This is a genomic window from Pedobacter sp. MR22-3, assembly GCF_026240075.1.
Taxonomy (GTDB): domain Bacteria; phylum Bacteroidota; class Bacteroidia; order Sphingobacteriales; family Sphingobacteriaceae; genus Pedobacter.
Genome location: NZ_JAPIVF010000006.1, coordinates 214,897 through 229,683, shown reverse-complemented (window position 1 = coordinate 229,683; position 14,787 = coordinate 214,897). Strand labels below are relative to the sequence as shown.

Genomic DNA, 14,787 nt, shown 5'->3' with positions numbered 1-14,787 from the left:
TGTCATTAATAATGAATGTTATGAATCATGTAAAATTAAATAATGGACTGCAAATGCCTGTTTTAGGATTTGGCGTATTTCAGATAACTGACTTGAATGAATGTGAGAGAAGTGTTTTACAGGCAATTGAGGCAGGATACCGTTTAATTGATACTGCGGCCATCTATGGAAATGAAGAAGCTGTAGGCAAGGCCATAAAGGAAAGCGGAATTGCCAGGGAAGAACTTTTTATCACCACTAAATTATGGGTTTCAGATGCGGGTTATGAAAAAGCTAAGCTGGCCTTTGAAAGATCACTAAAAAAACTTCAGCTGGATTACCTCGATCTTTACCTGATCCATCAGCCTTACGGCGATGTGCATGGGGCATGGCGGGCAATGGAAGAAATTTATGCGTCTGGAAAAATAAAGGCTATTGGTGTAAGTAACTTCCATCCTGACCGGGTTATGGATTTAATTATACACAACAAAGTGGTACCGGCAGTGAACCAGGTAGAAACACATCCCTTTAACCAGCAAACAGATACACAAGCTTTTTTAAAAGAAAATGGCGTGCAGCTTGAGTCCTGGGGACCGTTTGCAGAAGGCAAGAACGAAATATTCAGCCATCCGTTGCTATCCTCCATTGCAGGTAAACATAACAAAAGTGTCGCCCAGGTCATACTTCGCTGGATGATTCAGCGCGACGTTGTTGTTATTCCGAAATCAGTTCGAAAGGAAAGGATCAATGAAAATTTTGATGTTTTTAATTTCAGGTTAAGCGAAGAGGATATGCAAGAAATCGCTACGCTGGATACCGGGAAAAGTTTGTTTTTTGACCATCGCGATCCCGCTATGGTTAAATGGCTTGGTGAAAGAAAAGTAGGTGAATAAAATTTAATCATTAGAGATTATGCAAAAGAGAATATTAGGTGGAAGTGGATTGGAAGTATCAGCATTAGGATTAGGTTGCATGGGATTGAGCTTTGGCTACGGCCCGGCTGCCGATAAAAGTAAGGCGATCGAATTGATCCAAAAGGCATTTCAGCTTGGAGTGACCTTTTTTGATACCGCAGAAGTTTACGGACCATATACCAATGAAGAACTTCTCGGTGAAGCACTTGCACCCTTTCGTGATGAAGTGGTTATCGCGACTAAATTTGGTTTTAAAAATGCCAGCACCAGCGAAGGATTGGATAGTCGTCCAGAAACAATAAGAGCGGTAGCAGAAGCGTCCTTAACCCGGCTAAAAACAGATCGTATTGATTTATTTTACCAGCATCGCGTAGATCCGAACGTACCCATTGAAGAGGTGGCGGGAACAGTTAAAGAGCTGATTGCTGAGGGCAAAGTAAAACACTTCGGACTTTCTGAAGCTGGTGCGGGGTCAATTCGTAAGGCACATGCTGTTCAGCCAATAGCGGCATTGCAAAGTGAATATTCATTATGGTGGCGTGAACCCGAAAAAGAGATAATCCCTCTTCTGGAAGAACTTGGAATTGGCTTTGTTCCGTTTAGTCCGCTTGGCAAAGGATTTTTAACTGGCAGGATTGATGAAAACACCAGGTTCGATACCACTGACTTCCGAAACACCGTACCACGTTTTTCTGAGGAAAACCGCAAAGCCAATCAGACATTGGTAAACCTGCTGGGAAGTATCGCATCAAAACAAAACGCCAGTCCTGCACAAATCTCACTTGCCTGGTTACTGGCACAAAAGCCATGGATAGTGCCAATTCCCGGAACAACCAAATTACACCGACTGGAAGAGAATCTTGCTGCGGCAACCATCAGTCTTACTAAAAACGAACTTACTGAAATACAGGCTGCTTTGAATCAGATTGAAATACATGGACATCGCTACCCGGCGCAGAGTCAAAAAATGGTAGGTGGGTAATTTTAATAAACAGAACAAATTATGCGTAGACTTTAAAATAAGAAAATGAATAAAAAATTATATGTACTGATCATGCTGGCAATAGCAGGTATTACAGTTAAAGCACAGCAAACGCCGATATTTCCGAAAGGAGAAAAGGCGCCAAATGTCCATCATGTAGGTAATGTCTGGCTTACGGAGCTTCAGCCGGCAGACAGCGTTTTCAGCTATGGTACTTCTGTGGCCATATTTGATCCCGGTGCCAGATTGGATTGGCATACTCACCCCGGAGGACAGATTTTAATTATTACTGAAGGAGTGGGTTATTACATGGAAAGAGGCAAAACCAAACAAACAGTGCGCAAAGGACAGGTCATCCGTTGTATGCCCGGAGTTGAACACTGGCATGGAGCAACTTCTGAAACCGGGGTAACCTATATTGCCACTTCACCTACTGAAAAAGGGAAAACCGCTTGGCTTGAACGGGTATCTGATGTGGTATACAAAGAAAAAAAATAGTCGTAAACACGATAAAAAATAAAAATCAATCAACGATGAAAATGAAGGCAGGAAATATCAGGATAAAGGTCGGATTAACAGTGGTGATAACATCGGTAATATTGTCAGCATGTACTATTATAAATGCCGGAGTTGATCATAATGAGTTAGTCATTCGCCAACAAGGAAGTTTTGCCATTGGCGGCATAAAGGTTTCACAGCCTGGTCAGTTTGAGTTAGCTAATGCACTAAAGCCGCAGGGACAAACTTTTCATGGAGACCATGCTTATGTTTTTTATCAAATTCCTGTGAAGGCACACAAATATCCCCTGGTATTTCTGCATGGTGCGGGTCAGTCTAAGAGAACATGGGAAACCACCCCCGACGGAAGGGAGGGTTTTCAAAATATTTTCCTGCGCAGAGGCTATGGTATTTACTTATTGGATCAGCCCCGGCGCGGAGAAGCCGGTAAAAGCACTGTCGCTGCTGAGGTAAAGCCAACCGCTGATGAGCAGTTCTGGTTTACCCAGTTCAGAATAGGCAACTATCCGGATTATTTTCCCGGCGTTCAATTCCCTAAGGACAATGGCTCGCTGGAGCAGTTTTACAGGCAGATGACCCCGAACACCGGCGCTTTCGATGGCAATGTTGTTGCTGATGCGGTTTCACAATTATTTAACAAAATCGGCGATGGGATTTTAGTCACCCATTCCCAGGGAGGTGGCCCCGGTTGGACAACAGCCATTAAAAATGATAAAGTTAAGGCCATCATAGCCTACGAACCCTATAGCGGTTTTGTGTTTCCGGCAGGAGAACTGCCAGATCCCATCAAATCTGCAGGACTTTTTGGGGAACTGAAAGGAGTAGAAATACCGAAGTCAGACTTTGATAAACTGACTAAAATACCGATTGTAATGTACTATGGTGATAACATCGCCGCTGAGCCAACTCCAGTTTGGAACATGGATCATTGGCGTTCAGGATTGGAAATGGCAAAACGCTGGGCAGCGGCCATAAACAAGCATGGAGGTGATGCGCAGGTCATACATCTACCTGAAATTGGAATTAAAGGCAATACCCATTTCCCATTTTCTGATCTTAATAATGTGCAAGTAGCGGATGAGCTGTCCAAATGGCTAAAGGATAAGAAATTGGATCAGTAATGTTGGTCATCATCTCCGTAACCCGTCTACTTCTATCCGATCAATCTTTCGGATCTTTACATCGTTAAAAGATTGATTATGAAATAATAATTTACCTATGAAGCTATTTAAAATAATACCGGCATTAACCTCACTGATGATCTCGGTACTTATATCCACTGCTGTAAATGCCCAAACAAAAGCCGGGCAGACTTTAAACGGTCAACAGCAGGCAATTGTCCGTATTTCGGCACTCACCGGCAAGGGGGAGTTAGAGAAACTTAAACCGGCACTGAATGCAGGGCTGGATCAGGGATTGACGATCAAGGAGATCAGAGAGATAATTGTTCATGTTTATGCGTATGCCGGATTTCCCAGAAGTATCAGGGGATTACAAACATTCATGACTGTGCTGGATGAGCGTAAAGCCAAAGGAATTCATGATGTACCTGGAAGAGAAGCTTCAGCGATCAAAGACGGGCGCAGCAAATATGACCGGGGCAAAGCCATTTTAGATACACTTTTAGACGCCCCGCAAGGCTCCACCCAATCCGGTTACGCTGCATTTGCCCCTATCATAGAGGTATTTCTGAAAGAACATCTGTTTTCAGATATTTTTGAAAGGGATGTCATCAACTATATGCAGCGGGAGTTAGCGACAATTTCTGTACTAGCTGGTATCGGAGGTGTTGAACCAATGCTGCAGTCGCACCTGAAAATTTGTCTCAATATGGGACTAAGCGACGGTCAGCTACAGCATTTTACTGAAGTCATCAAGAAAGAATTGGGTAAAAATGAAGCCACCGAGGTACAACAGGTATTGAGCGAAGTGCTAAAAAGTAAGAACTAAACTGAGTAGGAAGACGATGAAAAAAATAACATCAATAATCGCAATGGCCATTTCAGTGGGCGCTACGGATGTAGTATGTGCTCAATCCGGTCAAAAGGGAAAACAGCAAAACCACTACATGCTGGTATACGAGGGAGCGATTACAAAAAATGAAAAGGGAAAAGTAAATGTTCATCCGGTGAAATATAAATTGAACGGTATTGAAATAGCTGCGAACGTTTATACACCTGCCAATTATGATGCATCAAAAAAATATCCGGCAGTTGCGGTGGCTCATCCAAATGGTGGGATTAAAGAACAAACGGCAGGTTTATATGCGCAGCAATTGGCAGAGGCAGGCTATATCACCATTGCGGCAGACGCCGCTTACCAGGGTGCAAGTGGTGGCGAACCACGTCATACAGATAAACCAGCTTCCAGGATGGAAGACATTCATGGCATGGCAGATTTTATCACCCGGTATCCAGGTGTTGATGCGAGCCGCCTGGGTGTTTTGGGGATCTGTGGAGGTGGCGGCTATACGCTGAAGGCTGTCCAGTCTGACAAACGATTCAGGGCGGTGGCGACTCTAAGTATGTTTAATTCGGGTGAAGTAAGGCGTAATGGCTTTCAGAACTCTCAGGTTGCCACTATCCAGGAGCGTTTGTTGAAAGCTTCACATGCACGTGCAGCGGAAGCTGCCGGAAAAAAAATAACTTATGCCGGAGTAGCAAGCATCACAGACGAAGAAATTGCCAAAATACCAACTGACCTCTACCGGGAAGGATATGAATATTATTATCGCACGCATGCACATCCAAATTCTACCTTTTTGTATACCACGAGCAGTCTGCTTGACTTAATGACCTGGGATGCTACATCCAATATGGATCTGATTGAGCAGCCCCTACTCATGATCGTTGGAAGCAAGGCAGATACAAAGTACATGACAGATGAGGCATTTCCTAAAGCAACAAAAGCGAAAAACAAGGAGCTTTTTGTTATCGAAGGCGCTACTCACATACAAAGCTATTGGAAACCGCAATATGTATCACAGGCCGTAAATAAATTGACTGAATTTTACCAGGCCAACCTTTAAATAGAATGAATATGAAACATCATCTGAAATACATCCTGCCATTGGTGGTCATCTTTCTGGTAGCTTGTAACGGCAATAAAAAAGCAGAAAGCATAAGTCAGAAAAATGAACTTCTCTTTCCCCGGGGCGATAAAAATACAACTTATAATTTTGAAGGAGATGTATGGGTAAAATCCCTTGTAGATGCAGACAGCATAAATCAAACAGCAGTTGGTAATGTGACCTTTGCTCCGGGAGCAAGGAGTAAATGGCACATCCATCCAGCCGGACAAATTCTATTAGCGACGGATGGCGTGGGCTATTATCAGGAAAAAGGTAAATCAAAAATTATCCTTCGCAAGGGTGATGTAGTAAAATGCCCGCCAAACATTCCTCACTGGCATGGTGCCAGCCCGGATACGGCATTTGTTCAGGTTGCCCTTACAGGCAGGGAAAAAGGAGCCACGGTATGGTTGGATGCTGTTGGTGATGATGATTATGCCGAACGGGCGGCCAGAAAGAAAATATTATAATTAAGGTAGGGTTGAATCTGTTTGGTTTATAATTGTCACATGCATTCCTAAAAAATATTTCTTCATAACCTATTGTCATAAACTTATGCCATTGTTCAAATCAAAATTTTGGTTTTTGATGATGAGTTTTCGATCAGTTGCATTCAGAAACAAGAACTGTTAAATATCGACTCTGAACAATCACATTTAAAAAGAAATCCTCCGTGAATAAGGTAACGTAAAGCAGCCACTTCAACATTATTTTTATATATCCTGTTATACGTTTGAAAATTAGTGCCCGGCCATATCCATTCGGATAACATTTTCACTGAGTATCGGTTATTTTATATTGATGAGAATACTCATAGCGACTGACAGGAAAGATTTTATCCCTAATTCGTAGACATAAAACAGTACGTTGAAAATAGTGGAAAATTGAACAAGTGATGTGCGTGTATTCAAACACTCAGGGGGATGTACCTCCTGTTGTGGAAGAAGCCCATTTTGCTTGCGCCAAATACCTGATCTCAAATCAGTTCTAAAGTACGGTAAGTAGATAGATCCTCACCATATGGCCTTGCAGTATTCCACCAGCTAACCGTTCTACCCTTTTTTTTCCCCTCCTGGTATGCACCACCTGGCTGCTCACTCAGGAATGAAAATAAAAAAAGATGGTGCTCAGGGAAAGCAATTTCCTCGTCCTTGATACAAGGGACTTCCTTTAATTGCTTGCTGATGTACATCACCAATTGCGTCGGGTCTGAAGCAAAAAGGGGCATACCCTGAAAATGAAGCCGTTTCGCCCTGTCGTCAGCAAAAACCTCCACCAATTGATTGCCTTTATATTCCAGTGATATTCCTGAATCCATGAACACCCTCGAGATATCATCCCGGCTATCTCCGACCACCTGCATTGCTTCAAGTACATTATTTAAATCCTCCTGACTGAAAAATTCACTGAACTGATTAAAGGTATCATATAGTTGCTGTTGCTGCTCCTGCAAATTTTCGTTTTTTTCTGCCGTGATCGATCCGAGTTCTTCGTGATGTGTCTGCAGCACTGATTTATCCGTCAAAAACCGTATCGGTCCCAGGCCTTTAAGCGGCAATAGTTCCCAAAATGACGAATGTAGGTTAAGGTTACACATATCACGAAATTAAGTATTATTTGAAGGAAAACCACAGGCATAAATGGGGCATTACTTTAAGAAAGAATAACTAAACCCTTTATTACGTTAGATGATCTGGATTTTATAATTATTCCAGCAAAAATGACTTTGGGCAATTTATTTTTCCAAAATTTGTTTTGGCAGAAAAGGGAATTATGACTAGAAGTAATAAACAGGAAAGACATAGAATTAGCGCCTATCCACCATGGGACAATGTGATAAAAAGCCGCTTAAATTTAATGTTGCAGGATTTATTTCTAGATTTGGCATATAGAAAATACCTCATATTATAGACTATCGGCATAAGTTGTACAGCATTTAAAAAAATGACCATCACAGATCAAGAAATACAAGCTGATTATCAAAATCGAATTAACCGGGTGTTTGAATTTATTGATGAAAACCTGGATGCTGATTTGTCATTAAATAAAATTGCAGAAATTGCTTTTTTCTCTCCTTTCCACTTTCATAGGATTTTCAAATTTATTACAGGTGAGACATTGAACGAATACGTAAACAGACAGAAGATAGAAAAATCAACTTTGGCCCTGTTGCATAAAAATATAACAACATCTGAGATAGCACATCGATACGGATTTAGTGATAATTCTTCATTTTCAAGAGCTTTTAAAAAGTATTTCGGAATAAGTCCAACAGAATTTAAACTGCAAAATCCGAATAGACATAGCAAGATTTGTCAACTTGAAAGCAAGGACGGACAAGCCTATCCCAGCTATGAAAAATACATTTGCATCATTGATAACCTTAAAAAATGGATCAACATGAATGCAAAAATTGAAATTAAAGAAATGCCAAAAATGGATTTGGCTTATGTGTCAAGTATTGGAACACAGAACCTTGAATCTGCCTATCAAACATTAATGAAATGGGCTACACCTCAAGGTTTGATAAATGCGCAAACTAAAATGGTTACGATTTACCACAACAGTTTTAAGGTTACAGAAGCCAGCAAAGTAAGAAGGAGTGCTTCAATTTTGCTAAATAAACCGGTTGAAGTAAAGGGCGAAATTGGATTAACTTCAATTCAAAAAGGAAAATTTATTGTAGGTAGTTTTGAAATTGGCCTGAATGAATTTGAGAAATCATGGACGGGATTGTTTTTATGGATGAACGAAAATGGATATAAAAAAGCGGATAAAAAGCCTTTTGAGATTTATCACAACAACTTTAATGACCATCCGGAAAGAAAGGCAATTGTTGACTTTTGCATACCAATTGAATAATAGAAAAGCGGTACAGTGTGTATAGTTAACGGCGGTTTTGTGCTAATTAAAGGTTTTTAACATCTAATAATCTTCTCGTTAAACAAAAAGTAAAGTACTTATAAATCCGCCACCTAACTATACACAAACCGTTAAACCATGCCTCTTATTTCATGATTTAAATACAGCCTAGTTTTGCTTTCCTATGCATGCCTCTGCTGAAATGCCATTGCAGCACCGATCATCATGATATTGGCAAAAAAGTGTCGTTCCAAAATGTGCTGATATGATAAATTGATTATCTTGGCAAACGATATGTTACCTTTCCTTTCTGATCTAAAAAATTCAACTGTGCATTACCATTTGAATCAACCTGCATTTGTAAACGCGGTCTACCCATGCGGTCAGCCAAAGTAACCATCACTGTTTTTTCATTATCTTTGCCAATAAATACCCGTTGCGCATATGCCCTGTGGCCTGCTTTGGGCTCAATCAATTTTTTAAGCAGTGCTTCCTTTTCCTTACCCTCCGGAAGTTTTTGAGCCTTCTTGTACGCCGTTCGCCAATCCCAAAAATCAGGTAAATTTTGCCAATCATCGATATGCAGCCCAGTATTTTGACTACCATTCGTATCTGAGTATTGAAGGTAAATTACCTGATTCTGGTTATATTGATCAAATGACAAATGGCCTGTAGCATTGTAATTTCCAATACTATCCTTACCACCCATAAATACTAACACGCCATTCTCCGTACCCTCATCATTAAAAAAAATTAAGCCCGGTCTTAATCCACCTGGTATAGGAGGCGTCAAACCTTTTCCATAAGCAAGAAACTCTGGTGACCGGCTTTTATTGGAAAGCACCATCCTTAACTTACCTTCTTTTTCAAATATATTGATTCTTTCTACTGATATCTCTTCAAAATGTTTAACTCCTGAAGGCGTAAAAGAAAAAACAATGCACCGATAAAAGTAGTGTAATGCCTAAAGCATACCACTTTAGCAGCCTCAAATCTTTTTGCATTTTTATAATCCGTTCGTCCATATAGTTGAAGCTGTATTTTTTATTTTATGAATTAGTTTTGCAAAAAAAACAGTTATTGAGTGAATAATTTTCCCTAAACTTTTTATTACATTTTTGTAAATTAAGCTACAAATAAAACTTCCTGGTATAACCAGGGATTGAAATTAATGTTGTGTTAATTGCCAAATCAAAACACCTCAGTTATTCCATATCAGCGTTTATAGGGAAACTCCTATTTTTGTTTATTCAGTGAGATACAATACCATGAAGAAGATAGCATTTTTAACGGATACACATTTGGGGCAACAGGTTTTCCTGATAAATGAAGGGTCTGGTTCAGAAAAAATGGTTTACCGTGAAGCGGCTGATGCGCATCAGGAAAATTTACGGACTGTTCTGAATGACATTGTAAAAAAAGGAATCTCTGAAGTGGTATTCGGTGGCGATATCGGTTCCGAAAAATCCAATCAGCACTTCTTTGATCTCATGAATACATATAGGCTTAAACCCAGGATTATTCTGGGAAACCATGATACTCATGCAATAGTTTCAACATATTATCGCCATGAGGATACAGATGATACACAAGAACTGAAATATGCACAGGAAGATGAACATTACAAGTACATCTATCTGGATACTTCTTCAAATTCCATTAGCGGCAGACAATTGGCCTGGTTTAAAAACGAATTGAGGACAGAGAAAAAAGTGATTATCTTCATTCATCATCCAATTTTAGGAATCACCACGCCCATAGATCATTTTGGCGCAGCACTGGGCAGACGTGACGAATTAAAACAGGTGTTGCTGGCCTTTAAAAATGAGGTAACTATCTTTTGCGGGCACTATCATATGGAAGATAGATGTACCGAACAAAATATTATCCAGTATTCAACTCCTGCATGCGCCTATCAAATAGAAAAGGCGGTTCCATCCATTATGATTAATGACCGGATATTCGGCTATAGAATCATCACTATTGAAGATAATCAGATCGGCACAATGCTGGTCAATATTGATAAATGAGATATTAGCTCTGGCATGTTTACGGACGTCCGGAAGTGCCACGTAATCAAGTATTTTTCAAAACTCAAGTGTATTCGAAGAATACATGACCATCTCCGCAAATACCCATTTTCTGGAAATTTATCTGGCAATACAGTTCCATTTATTCCTGTCTATAATTGCTATGCTATATACACTAAGGCTAAAGATCATATGATAATGGATTGGTTCTGAGAATGTCTGGAATACCTCTTCTTCATTTGCTGGCAAAAACTGAAGATAATTTTTTCCTGATGGATTTGGATGCAACAGTTTTCTTTACAAAAAATGGCGATGGAACAGTCAATTCCGTTTTTATAAAAGATGGTGAAAATATAATTAAATGCCTTAAGGTTATTGATGTAGTCAACGGCACGGCGGCGCTGTTTATTTACATCTGCAACTATTCGAATTGTAATCAATCATTTCCTTTCTTATCGCCCGCACCACTCCACAAACCGTCACGAATACTCAGCTGAATTTTCCCTTCAGCAGTAGTGCTGAATATCAAACTCATATTAGCATCCTCAATAAAAAACCTGCTGGCACTTTCGGCAAGCATCTTTACCGGCGGCTTATGGTTGGTTGCAATGAAAAGCTGATTGTCTTTTAAACTAATGGTAGTGATATACTCATCAGAAATATCATACTTCCCGACGTACTTCGCTACCTGGTCAGTGGTAAGTGCGATCGCCTGTTTTGGTTTGGGTAGGCTATATTTTTGGCCATATAACAAGGCGATAACTTTTGAACCAATGCTTTCTATAGTCGTACTGGTTTGGTTAATCAACATGATAATACAAATATCATCTTCCGGGATCCGGCAAAAGTAGCTTGTTGAACCTTCCACATTACCTGCATGATAGGCCATCTTCCGATGTGCCACGCTATCTATAAACCATCCATATCCATAATCTCCTTTTACTGACGTGTAAGATTTGTTGAGGCTGGCGGCAGAAATCAGTTTATTTTCTTTGAGTGCCCTATTCCATACCGCTAAATCTCTGGCGTTGCTATACAATCCGCCAGAAGAATAGGTTGTACTGGCATCCCATACTTTTGCAGGGACAATGCGGGTGGAAGAAATGTAGGCATAACCTTTTGTTTTTAAGCTGCTTTTTAGTTGAGCATAATCAAAACCACTATGGCTCATGCCCAATGGCTTAAAAACAGATTGGTACATGGCTGCTCCGTATGACATTCCCGTCAGCTTTTCAATAACCATTCCTAAAAGATTATAACCTGAATTGCTATAAGAGAATTCAGTTCCAGGTTCAAAATCCAGCGGTTCGGCAGCATAAAGGCCGAGCATTTCCTGTTTGCTTACACGCTGGCCGGATAATACTTTAGCACGGAATTCTGCATTCCGCAGCTCTTCGCGGATCCCCGATGTATGGTTCAGCAGTTGTGCTATGGTGATTTCCTTTTCGGGATGGACTGCGGGAAAAAATGTGATAATCCTGGTGTTTAAACTGAGTTTCTTTTCTTCCACAAGCTTCATAATCAAAACAGCAGTAAAGCTTTTTGTCAGCGAACCTAACTGGAAGATATCATTTGTTGTTGCCTTAATGTGTTTTTCCGCATTGCGGTATCCATATGCCTTTTCAAAAATAGTGTGTCCGGATTTCGTAATTAAAATGGTGCCGTTGAACTTATTGAGCTTTGCATAAGTACTGATGAGGGTATCTATTTTTTGTGGTAAAGTTTGGGATTTGCTAAGGGTGCTGCTGAAAAGGAAAAGAATCGGCAAAAAGTATCTCATGAAATTGTTGAATGAATTTCCTTTTAGATAGAAATTGCAGATAAAGTTACAGGTTTAGGTTTGGTCTATGTTCAATTAAAATTATATTCTTCTACATCCATTTAAATAGCATCCCACCTGACTTTGGCAGGTCATCTTCTTCTTTATCAAATCACCACTGGGTTCTGGTGGAACGTAAAACCATCCTCTTCGCCACGGCTATTGTAAAGTCAAATCATAGATAAGATTATTTCCGTATCTCATATCCTCTATTTTAAAGCATCCAATACCGAATTTTATCGAAAAAGTTTTTACAGCTGGGCAGAACAAAATTAGTTGTCTTTCCCTGATAGGTAGAAAAGTATTTTGAACTTCCCTAAGATACTGCCATGCTATACACTACATCTTTCTGTATTATTGGCTTTAGGCATACGGTGATTTGCCTTCGCCTCAACTTCCTGTTTAAATGCCGCTGAAATCAAAAATAATTCTGAAAAATTTATGCTTCCAGCCCGGCAAACCTCATAAAATTCTGGCATAAGGGTTAAATCACCCCAGATTTCCGGAATAATCATGGAAAATTCACAAGTGATTGATTGTGAACGCTAACAACATCAATTTTGTGAAGCTAAAATAAGTTTAACATAAACTTCCCATAATGAACCAAATTGCATACCTAGATAACGCGGCTACGACTCAGCTTGACCCAAAGGTTCTCGAATCGATGATCCCTTATATGGAGGAATATTACGGAAATCCATCATCCATATATGCTTTGGGCAGACAGAGCAGGCTGGCAATTGAATCCTCAAGAAAACAGGTTGCAGAAATGCTTGGTGTTAAAGCCACTTCTATTTATTTTACAAGCGGAGGGACAGAAAGCAATAATACAGCAATTGCAGCTGCAGTTAATGAACTGGGCTGCACACACATCATTACGTCACCGATAGAACATCATGCTGTGCTCCATACTGTTGAACACTACTGTCAGTACAATAAACTCAGCTGTTCTTTGGTTAAGCTCAATGCGATGGGAGAAGTTGACCTCCCGGATCTGGAAAATCAACTGGCAGCATATACCAAACAAGGTCATAAATGCCTGGTTAGCCTGATGCATGCGAACAATGAGATAGGTGTTTTGCTGGAAATTGAGGCGGTTGGCGTTATTGCCCGCCGGCATGGTGCAATTTTTCATTCAGACTGCGTACAAACCATAGGACATTACCCCATCAACCTGATTGACTATGGCGTTCATTTTGCTTCGGCATCAGGGCATAAGTTTCATGGTCCTAAGGGGACAGGCATTCTTTATGTTAGCGATGGAACAAAGTTCGGTGCGCTTATTCATGGCGGAAGCCAGGAGCGTAAGAAACGGGCTGGCACAGAAAATGTTCATGGAATTATAGGTTTTACAAAAGCACTTGCCTTGGCTATGGATAACTTTTTACATGATCATTCATACATCAAATCTCTTAACAAAAGAATGAGGCTTGGACTTAAAGCTATCTCGAAAAATATCAGCTTCAACAGTTCAGAAAATTCACTTTATACGGTTCTGAGTGTCAATTTTCCTGCCGGAACTCATACCGATTTAATGCTGGCATTGATGGACAGGAAAGGAATTTACGCATCTGGCGGGAGTGCCTGCAGTAGCGGCGATGATGGTGGAAGTCACGTGATCACCGCCTTAAAGAAGGATCTTCCAGGTGCAACCATCCGGTTTTCATTTAGTAAAATGACCAGTGTGGAGGCTATCGACTTCACGCTTGAATCCATCAGCAGTATGTTGTTACCGAAGGATCAGGCTGTCATCTTATAATGGATATGGATACAGGCAATTCATCCATAACAGGAATGCGGCAGTGCTGGCGAATAATGACATTAAAAGGATCAAAAAAACATCCAGCCGGTAAAATTTTGAAATTCAATAGATAGTTGATTCATCCGAAGAGTATTTGGTATATTGCGGTGATGGATAACGGTTCATACGTTTCATGTTAATAATGAATTGGGCCGGATACAACAGAAGCATAAAATGTACCGGAGATTCCGTGCCATTCGATCATTGCAAAAATAATCCGGCATTTATCCTTTTAAACAGATCAATAATCATATGACAGAGCTAGATGTAACAGATAAAGAAATTCTAAGAATTCTCCAAGTGGATGCGAGCATTACCCACAAGCAGCTTTCAGGCCAGCTGTATAAATCAGTAGCCACTATTCATGAAAGAATCAGAAGGCTAAAGAAGTTAGGCTACATCAAGCGGACGGTCGTGATTCTGGATAGACGAAAGATCGAAAGAAACCTGATCGCATACAGTCAGGTACTGTTAAATGACCATGCCGCGGAAACACTTAAAGGCTTCGAAGATGAAGTCGTAAAATTTCCGGAAGTAATGGAGTGCCTTCAAATGACCGGAAGCTTCGATTTTGTATTGAAAATTGCCACCCGTGATATGGATGCCTATCACGACTTCTATCGTCAAAAACTGGCAACATTGCCTAATATAACCACTGTACAAAGTTTTTTCGTGCTCTCTGAAGCCAAAAGCGATACTGCCTATCCGATCTCATAAACGACCGGATTTACCTCGAATATAACTGGCTTTACCCTATTGACTACGCCATATGAATGGATGTTTGCGCCGGTACCTGATTAGCTGAAAAAAC

At 40.4% G+C, this 14,787-nt stretch carries 15 protein-coding genes; 12 read left to right on the top strand and 3 right to left on the bottom strand.

Annotated features, from left to right (window positions below):
• Nucleotides 1-20: 20 nt before the first annotated feature.
• The 7 genes from OQ267_RS16200 (at nucleotide 21) to OQ267_RS16170 (ending at nucleotide 5,934) form a co-directional block, all read left to right on the top strand.
• Entirely contained in the window at nucleotides 21-872 is an 852-nt protein-coding gene (locus OQ267_RS16200; protein WP_265836899.1) for an aldo/keto reductase, read from the top strand.
• Between the two features lie 19 nt (nucleotides 873-891).
• Nucleotides 892-1,875: an aldo/keto reductase gene (locus OQ267_RS16195; protein ID WP_265836897.1), complete on the top strand. Its 984-nt coding sequence runs from the start codon at nucleotides 892-894 to the stop codon at nucleotides 1,873-1,875.
• Nucleotides 1,876-1,920: 45 nt separating this feature from the next.
• The gene (locus OQ267_RS16190) at nucleotides 1,921-2,373 is read left to right on the top strand and encodes a cupin domain-containing protein (RefSeq protein ID WP_265836895.1); all 453 of its coding nucleotides are present in this window, start codon (nucleotides 1,921-1,923) and stop codon (nucleotides 2,371-2,373) included.
• Nucleotides 2,374-2,408: 35 nt separating this feature from the next.
• Nucleotides 2,409-3,515 carry an alpha/beta hydrolase gene (locus tag OQ267_RS16185; protein WP_265836894.1) on the top strand — a complete coding sequence of 369 codons (1,107 nt, stop codon included), beginning with the start codon at nucleotides 2,409-2,411 and terminating at the stop codon, nucleotides 3,513-3,515.
• Between the two features lie 97 nt (nucleotides 3,516-3,612).
• Nucleotides 3,613-4,344, top strand: coding sequence for a carboxymuconolactone decarboxylase family protein (locus OQ267_RS16180; protein ID WP_265836892.1), 732 nt, complete (start codon nucleotides 3,613-3,615; stop codon nucleotides 4,342-4,344).
• A gap of 16 nt (nucleotides 4,345-4,360) precedes the next feature.
• On the top strand, nucleotides 4,361-5,422 hold the full coding sequence (locus OQ267_RS16175) for an alpha/beta hydrolase (RefSeq protein ID WP_265836891.1): 1,062 nt from the start codon (nucleotides 4,361-4,363) through the stop codon (nucleotides 5,420-5,422).
• Between the two features lie 11 nt (nucleotides 5,423-5,433).
• On the top strand, nucleotides 5,434-5,934 hold the full coding sequence (locus OQ267_RS16170; protein ID WP_088301312.1) for a cupin domain-containing protein: 501 nt from the start codon (nucleotides 5,434-5,436) through the stop codon (nucleotides 5,932-5,934).
• A gap of 506 nt (nucleotides 5,935-6,440) precedes the next feature.
• On the opposite strand, the gene OQ267_RS16165 is transcribed toward OQ267_RS16170, so the two are convergent.
• On the bottom strand, nucleotides 6,441-7,061 hold the full coding sequence (locus OQ267_RS16165) for a hypothetical protein (protein WP_265836889.1): 621 nt from the start codon (nucleotides 7,059-7,061) through the stop codon (nucleotides 6,441-6,443).
• Nucleotides 7,062-7,219: 158 nt separating this feature from the next.
• On the opposite strand from OQ267_RS16165, the gene OQ267_RS22485 reads away from it, so the two are divergent.
• Both OQ267_RS22485 and OQ267_RS16155 read left to right on the top strand, forming a co-directional pair.
• The gene (locus tag OQ267_RS22485) at nucleotides 7,220-7,375 is read left to right on the top strand and encodes a hypothetical protein (RefSeq protein WP_265836888.1); all 156 of its coding nucleotides are present in this window, start codon (nucleotides 7,220-7,222) and stop codon (nucleotides 7,373-7,375) included.
• Nucleotides 7,376-7,408: 33 nt separating this feature from the next.
• A complete protein-coding gene (locus OQ267_RS16155) occupies nucleotides 7,409-8,326 on the top strand; it encodes an AraC family transcriptional regulator (protein WP_265836887.1) in 918 nt (305 codons plus the stop codon).
• Nucleotides 8,327-8,603: 277 nt separating this feature from the next.
• On the opposite strand, the gene OQ267_RS16150 is transcribed toward OQ267_RS16155, so the two are convergent.
• A complete protein-coding gene (locus tag OQ267_RS16150; protein WP_265836886.1) occupies nucleotides 8,604-9,173 on the bottom strand; it encodes a hypothetical protein in 570 nt (189 codons plus the stop codon).
• Nucleotides 9,174-9,594: 421 nt separating this feature from the next.
• Between OQ267_RS16150 and OQ267_RS16145 the strand changes: the two genes are divergently transcribed.
• Entirely contained in the window at nucleotides 9,595-10,356 is a 762-nt protein-coding gene (locus tag OQ267_RS16145) for a metallophosphoesterase family protein (protein ID WP_265836884.1), read from the top strand.
• 436 nt (nucleotides 10,357-10,792) lie between these two features.
• Here OQ267_RS16145 and OQ267_RS16140 read toward each other — a convergent pair whose 3' ends face one another.
• Nucleotides 10,793-12,136 carry a serine hydrolase gene (locus OQ267_RS16140; RefSeq protein ID WP_265836882.1) on the bottom strand — a complete coding sequence of 448 codons (1,344 nt, stop codon included), beginning with the start codon at nucleotides 12,134-12,136 and terminating at the stop codon, nucleotides 10,793-10,795.
• Between the two features lie 637 nt (nucleotides 12,137-12,773).
• On the opposite strand from OQ267_RS16140, the gene OQ267_RS16135 reads away from it, so the two are divergent.
• Together OQ267_RS16135 and OQ267_RS16130 are read left to right on the top strand one after the other, a co-directional pair.
• On the top strand, nucleotides 12,774-13,934 hold the full coding sequence (locus OQ267_RS16135; protein WP_265836881.1) for a cysteine desulfurase family protein: 1,161 nt from the start codon (nucleotides 12,774-12,776) through the stop codon (nucleotides 13,932-13,934).
• Nucleotides 13,935-14,228: 294 nt separating this feature from the next.
• Nucleotides 14,229-14,693 (top strand): Lrp/AsnC family transcriptional regulator, encoded by a 465-nt coding sequence (locus OQ267_RS16130; RefSeq protein WP_088300587.1) that lies wholly within the window; start codon nucleotides 14,229-14,231, stop codon nucleotides 14,691-14,693.
• Nucleotides 14,694-14,787 lie beyond the last annotated feature (94 nt).